The sequence below is a fragment of the Shewanella sp. A22 genome, assembly GCF_053850585.1.
Map to the genome: position 1 here is coordinate 1 of NZ_JBSQBN010000182.1, position 5,835 is coordinate 5,835.

Sequence of the window (5,835 nt, forward strand, 5' to 3'; positions counted from 1 at the left end):
TATTTAATAGGATTGGTATTATGCCCCTTTGGGTTTAAGGATCTCAACAATTACAGCACTTGTAAGACTTGCTCAGCCGCTAAACGAGATTTAGGTAAATTAGCGTTGTAGTCTTCATCAGGATGGTGATAACCAAATGCTAATGCGACATCACACACATAACCGTCAAGTTCTTTAGCAAAGATTTGACCAATCATTTCACTGTCAACACCTTCCATCGGAGTAGAATCAATGCCTAGACGTGCCAAAGAATGCATAGTATTACCTAATGCTAAATAGGTTTGAGACTTAGTCCAAGCGCCATTACTACCCGCTTCATCTGTGTTTAAGTCTACAAATGCAAAACCACCAAATGCAGCTTCACGGTCTTCTGGCTTGGTACGACCATCTGCAATACCTTGGTCTACCACTTTGGCATAATCGTCGCGAGTATATTTAGGGTTATAAGCAAACAACACGATGTGAGATGCCGCTTTTATATGCGGTTGATTAAACTGAAATTTATTAGCAAACGTGTCATGCATACGTTGCTTAGCTTCATCACTTTCAATCACGATAAATTTCCATGGTTGAGAGTTAATTGATGAAGGTGATAATCTCATTGCTTCATAAATTACCGCTAAATCTTCTTTAGCTACGCGCTTACTAGCATCATAGCGTTTGGCTGTATAACGTTTTTCTAAATCAGTAATAATGGCATGGGTCATGTGATATTCCATCTGTGTTTTAACAATCATTAAAAAGAGAGGCAATTAACGATATCAAATACTATTATCAATTAGCTTGCCCTGTTAATCATGACAATGAGTCATGAACAACAAACGAGGAAAAGCAATAAAACTAAAAATATAAAATTAACAATAAATACAATCAATTAACAACGCGGCAAAACCAATGGATCGTCACTCTGTTATGGTGATAAAAAAGGGTTTTTCAAGGTTTTATAACTAAAAATTACCGCCATTTTATAGAGCAACCCATACTGGCCGTTTGTTGTTTAGGGCCTTTACCTATTGCGGCAATCATCTGCATAGCATGTAATAACTCGGGTACTCTATTAGGGTCATTTTGCAAACGTGTATCATCTAACCGACCACGATACTGCAACTCTCCAAGGTGATTAAAACCAAAAAAGTCAGGGGTGCACACAGCGCCGTATTGCTTGCCAACGTGTTGGTCTTCATCAACTAAATACGGAAATTCAAATCCATTTTGCTCCGCAAAACGCAACATATTTTGCGGCGAGTCTTCTTCGACATTTTGGTAATCATTAGACATCACCGCCAATACATTAATGCCTTCTGCCATCAATTGTTTTGTGTCTTCGGCTAAACGGGTTGCAATGGCTTTAACATAAGGGCAATGATTACAAATAAACATAATCAACAGTCCTTTGTCGCCTAAGTGTTCACTCATCGTAAATGTGTCACCACTAGCACTGTTAAGCGTGAAATCAGGCGCTTTCCAACCAAAATCACAAATTGGTGTATCGAGTAACATAATTAACCTCTTGTTAGAACATACGCGGCTATCAAATTACAATATTGATTTAAAATCCTGCTGCGATTTAATGGCTTCATCATACCCGCAACGTTAGTCGCCATATACAGTGTAATAATTGAAACTTTATCAATTTATTTTTAATAATCGAATCCACAAACTAAAACAGCCAACAACAGTCTGCTGTTTGCATACAAAAGTCGGTTATGGTGTGCAGTGTGATACCAATGCACGATAACCACCGTGATGTTCATCTGCGACAAACTCAATAAAATGCTGAATACTGTCTAAACTATCTTCTTGATAATGTGACACATATAACAACTGGCTTAAGTGCTCTTTGGCAATGAGTTCGAGGGCATTTTTAATTAATCGTCGGCCTAAATAGTCTAAGCCTTGATAAGGTTCATCTAAGATCAACAAAGTAGGCTGTTTAACTATTGCCCTTGCAATCAACAACAACCGCTGTTGACCATACTCTAATTGTCTAAACGCCGTTTTCCTTAAATGACTCATGTGTAAAATGGCTAGCCATTCTGTTGCAATAGCCACTTGTTGCTGAGACGCTTGTTGATACAAGCCTATAGAGTCATAAAAGCCCGATACAATAACATCTACAGCACTGCAATTAACTCGATACTGTAAATGCAAAGCTGATGACACCATACCTATATGCTTTTTAATCTCCCAAATACTTTCGCCAGAGCCTCTTTTTTTACCAAAAATATCAATATCGTTACTGTAGCATTGTGGATGATCACCAAAAATAAGCCCTAGTAAGGTACTCTTACCACAGCCATTGGGGCCTTTAACTTGCCAATGCACGCCATTATCGATACGCCAATTCACCCCTGAAAAAATCACTTTATCGCTATAGGCCACTCGGCCATTGTTTAACTGAAAAACTGGATTAGCAAAAGTGGGTTGATGACGATGACGACGGATCAGCGCCGACATGTCTTCACTTTGTTGCCCTGATTGCGCAGTTAATTGGCTAATAACTGGATGGTTATCCCATTGTAATTTAGTCATCACGGAGTCTAACTTGCCCTGACTAAACATGGCAACATGCTGAATCCACTCTGGCATATCTTCTTCACGTGACACAATAACCAGCATTTGCACTGTTTGCGATAATTGCTGTAAATAATGAGTTAATGTTTGTCGGTGGCCGATATCAAGACCAGCATAGGGTTCGTCGAGCACTAAAAATGGTACTTGCTTTGCTACTGCACGAGCAAGCATCACTCGACGACTTTCACCTGTAGATAACTGCATAAAACAACTGTCGCTCAAACGGGCAAGATCCAGCTGTGCCAATAATTGACTGGTCAAGGATTCATCATGGCATTGGGCAAACACCACACCGTAAACGGTGGTTTTAGGGTCAATTTTGCCTAAATGCTCACTATCATCTTGGTCAAGAATATCTTCCAATAATGTTTGTTGTTCATGCAAAGAAACCAATGCAATTTGCTTGCTATCAACACCCGCAAGTTGCCCTGAATACACCAAACATTTATCGTGTGGTTGTTGAGTTAATAGCTGCCCCAGTATCGCCCCTAAATCCCCTTCGGTACTAAATACTCCCCAAGATTGCTTTGAACCAATAACCCAATCTTCAATGTCCATCGTAACGCTAGACGAACTGCACTGCAGTTGTGTAAATCTGATTTCCATTATGGCGCTTACCCTCGTCTGTTAACGGCCATCTATTACATGAGTGTCTCACAAGACATTAAAAAAAATCGACAAAAAAGGCAGAACTTTTAGGTTCTGCCTGAATACGCAACTCAACTCAATTGGTAAAATTGAATAAGCTTAACCAATTACGGTCATTTCATGTAACGTAAACTCGACAACGGTGCCGTCTGTCGCAGCGACATAATCGGCTAAATGCTGATTATCCATATGGATCCGCCATAACTCACGGCTTTGCCAGTTTTCATAAAGCGTGAAGTGAGCAGGATTAACATTATCTTGATGCAAATCGTAGTTAATACACCCTTTTTCAGCGCGAGTAACGTCAATCAATTTCATTAATTCAGCTTTAACCAAATCGATTTTATCCGCTTTGGCTGTAATGTTCGCAATGATTGTCAATTGTGACATATTTATTCCTATTAACCTTGATAAATTCAAACGTATCTATTTTATACGCAGTAAACATAACTAAACAATATCAATTGATTAGGTTAAAAATTTTACTTAAACCAATACCGCAACCATTAAAAGCCTTCTAATACAATTTTACCAATAGAACGCCCCGTTTCTAATGCTTCATGTGCAGCACGTAAATTCACAGCATTTATCGTGCCCATATGTTGGCCTAAGGTAGTTTGAATATAGCCTTGGTCAACAAGATCTGCCACACGATTTAATAATCGACTCTGTTCATCCATGTCGACTGCATTAAACATTGATCGAGCAAACATAAACTCCCAATGTAATGACAAACTTTTGGGTTTTAATTTGGTAATGTTGAGTGCTTCAGGATCATCAATCATGGCAATCTTACCAAAGGGGGCTAACAATTCTGTGTAACTTTCAAAATAACTTTCAGTGCTATTTAAACTGGCTACATGAGTCACAGGGCCAATGTTTAACGCTTCAATTTGTGCAGCCAGCGGTTTAGTGTGGTCAACAACATAATCAGCACCCAGCTTTTTCACCCAAGCGCTTGAACTTTCCCGTGACGCAGTGGCTATCACCGTCGCCCCAGTAATGGTTTTCGCCAGTTGCACAAAAATAGAACCCACACCGCCCGCTGCGCCAACAACTAAAATCACTTCATTCGACTTTTCTGTTGTACCTGGACTTTGTTGCTTAATTGATAAATGTTCAAATAAAAGCTCCCATGCAGTGATGGCTGTTAATGGTAATGCCGCCGCTTCTGCATTCGATAAACTTTTTGGCTTAACACCCACTATGCGCTCATCAACCAATTGATATTCAGCATTGCTGCCTTGGCGAGTAATATCACCAGCATAATAAACCACATCACCAGGCTTAAATTGGCTTACTTTGTCGCCAGTAGCTATCACTTCACCTACGGCATCCCAACCAATCACTTTTACTTCACCATCCGCAGGCGGCATATGCAAGCGCACTTTGTAATCAGCTGGATTTACCGCAATGGCGTTTACTTTAATTAATAAATCACGACCTGTTGCGATAGGCTGTTCGAGCGTCACATCGATTAATGATTCTGGGTGAGATATGTCGAGAGATTGTGTATATCCAATGGCTTTCATGGTGTTATTCCTGTTCTGTAAAACGGTAAATGATGTTCAAACTTGATGGAATAATATTAGCGCTTGTTTTATCTCCCATAAACAGCATAATGATTGAAACATTATCAATTAAAAATGGACAATCATGCTTCTAGAAGACTTGCAAGTGGTTCTAAAAGTAGCAGAGTTTCGCAGTATTACTGCTGCTGCAACCAATTTAGACATGCGAACAGCAACGGCCAGTGCGGCATTAAAAAGGGTTGAAGCAAGTTTAGGCGTTGAGTTATTTATTCGTACCACGCGGCAACTTCGCTTATCCAGCGCGGGTGAGAAATACATCCCACAATGTGAGCAAGCGATGTTAATGCTAGAGCAAGCAAAGCAGAACATGAAAGGTGAACTAGACATTATCGATGGTGACTTACGCCTTGCCATGTCATCTGACCTTGGGCGTAATATTGTCATCCCGTGGATTGATGACTTTATGACGACATATCCTGAAGTCAGTTTACGAGCCAATATTAATGACAGTAACTTGGATTTTTATCGCGACTCGGTTGATTTAGCCCTACGCTATGGCTCGCCCAATGATGCTAATTTATATGGATTTAAAATCTGTAATGTTCCAAGACTATTGTGTGCTTCTAAGACATACCTTGAACAAAACAGCACACCAACACACCCGCAAGACCTCGCATCCCACAACGGCTTATTATATCAACTCAATGACATTACTTACGATGTGTGGGAGTTCTACCGAGGTGATGAACAATTTAAAATCAAAATGAAAGGAAACCGAGTATCAAACGACGGCGAACTTGTTCATCGCTGGTGTGTGTCTGGTAAAGGGATTGGGCTTAAGTCTTGCCTTGATATATCAAGTGACTTACTTAACGAAAATGTGGTGCACATTTTGCCAGAATACCAAGCAAAATCGACAGAACTCTGGCTTATATTTCCTAGCAGGCAATCCATTACCCCCGCAGCTCGACTACTGCGGGACACGTTAAAAGATAAAACCCGTAGTATACTGTTGCAGCTAATTGATAAAGGGATCTTAGATAAAAGCGTGTTGGATTAATAATACCAATCCTATTAAATT

6 protein-coding genes are annotated in these 5,835 nt (G+C 39.9%); 1 reads left to right on the plus strand and 5 read right to left on the minus strand.

The genetic code is table 11. The features are described 5' to 3' along the window. Nucleotides 1–50 precede the first annotated feature (50 nt). The 5 genes from ACWXWT_RS19600 to ACWXWT_RS19620 all read right to left on the minus strand — a co-directional run bounded on the left by ACWXWT_RS19600 (nt 51) and on the right by ACWXWT_RS19620 (nt 4,754). A complete protein-coding gene (locus ACWXWT_RS19600; RefSeq protein ID WP_456043251.1) occupies nt 51–707 on the minus strand; it encodes an NAD(P)H-dependent oxidoreductase in 657 nt (218 codons plus the stop codon). Between the two features lie 247 nt (nt 708–954). Continuing rightward, nucleotides 955–1,500 (minus strand): thioredoxin family protein, encoded by a 546-nt coding sequence (locus ACWXWT_RS19605; RefSeq protein ID WP_456043252.1) that lies wholly within the window; start codon nt 1,498–1,500, stop codon nt 955–957. Nucleotides 1,501–1,704: 204 nt separating this feature from the next. Then, on the minus strand, nt 1,705–3,180 hold the full coding sequence (locus tag ACWXWT_RS19610; protein ID WP_456043253.1) for an ATP-binding cassette domain-containing protein: 1,476 nt from the start codon (nt 3,178–3,180) through the stop codon (nt 1,705–1,707). Nucleotides 3,181–3,321: 141 nt separating this feature from the next. After that, the gene (locus ACWXWT_RS19615) at nt 3,322–3,612 is read right to left on the minus strand and encodes a putative quinol monooxygenase (protein WP_456043254.1); all 291 of its coding nucleotides are present in this window, start codon (nt 3,610–3,612) and stop codon (nt 3,322–3,324) included. Between the two features lie 116 nt (nt 3,613–3,728). Continuing rightward, on the minus strand, nt 3,729–4,754 hold the full coding sequence (locus ACWXWT_RS19620; protein WP_456043255.1) for a zinc-binding alcohol dehydrogenase family protein: 1,026 nt from the start codon (nt 4,752–4,754) through the stop codon (nt 3,729–3,731). Between the two features lie 124 nt (nt 4,755–4,878). Between ACWXWT_RS19620 and ACWXWT_RS19625 the strand changes: the two genes are divergently transcribed. Next, nucleotides 4,879–5,814, plus strand: a complete 936-nt coding sequence (locus ACWXWT_RS19625) for a LysR family transcriptional regulator (protein WP_456043256.1) — start codon at nt 4,879–4,881, stop codon at nt 5,812–5,814. The last annotated feature ends 21 nt before the right edge of the window (nt 5,815–5,835 follow it).

Excerpts from the sequence above, each read along its gene's own strand:
- ACWXWT_RS19600 (WP_456043251.1), bottom strand. The coding sequence starts at position 707 with ATGACCCATGCCATTATTACTGATTTAGAAAAACGTTATACAGCCAAA.
- ACWXWT_RS19605 (WP_456043252.1), bottom strand. The coding sequence starts at position 1,500 with ATGTTACTCGATACACCAATTTGTGATTTTGGTTGGAAAGCGCCTGAT.
- ACWXWT_RS19610 (WP_456043253.1), bottom strand. The coding sequence starts at position 3,180 with ATGGAAATCAGATTTACACAACTGCAGTGCAGTTCGTCTAGCGTTACG.
- ACWXWT_RS19615 (WP_456043254.1), bottom strand. The coding sequence starts at position 3,612 with ATGTCACAATTGACAATCATTGCGAACATTACAGCCAAAGCGGATAAA.
- ACWXWT_RS19620 (WP_456043255.1), bottom strand. The coding sequence starts at position 4,754 with ATGAAAGCCATTGGATATACACAATCTCTCGACATATCTCACCCAGAA.
- ACWXWT_RS19625 (WP_456043256.1), top strand. The coding sequence starts at position 4,879 with ATGCTTCTAGAAGACTTGCAAGTGGTTCTAAAAGTAGCAGAGTTTCGC.